Origin of the sequence: Geobacillus sp. DSP4a (assembly GCF_013096875.1) — a bacterium.
Taxonomy (GTDB): Bacteria; Bacillota; Bacilli; order Bacillales; family Anoxybacillaceae; genus Geobacillus; species Geobacillus thermophilus.
Window position 1 is genome coordinate 1 of sequence record NZ_SDLD01000262.1, and the last position, 299, is coordinate 299.

Sequence of the window (299 nt, forward strand, 5' to 3'; positions counted from 1 at the left end):
GTCCGAGGCGTATCAAGGGGCGTCATTTCAGGAAGCGTTGCGGGCGCTGGAGTACGTGAAACGAACCCGGGGGATCGGGCTGTTGATCGGAGAGCCGGGGGCGGGCAAGACGTTCGCCCTTCGGGCGTGGAAGGAATCGTTGTCCCCTTCGTTGTATCATGTGGTCTACTTCCCGTTATCGACCGGAGGCGTGATGGATTTTTACCGTGGACTGGCCTTGGGATTAGGAGAGGAACCGAAGTACCGCAAGGTAGATCTCTTCCGCCAAATCCAGCAGGCGATCGAGCGATTGCATCATG

The 299-nt window shown here is 58.2% G+C and carries 1 protein-coding gene; it reads left to right on the plus strand.

Features of this window, described 5'->3' with window-relative positions; all coding sequences use genetic code 11:
• A partial coding sequence (locus ETC02_RS17265; protein WP_171698505.1) for an ATP-binding protein occupies positions 1 to 299 on the plus strand: 299 nt, incomplete at both ends.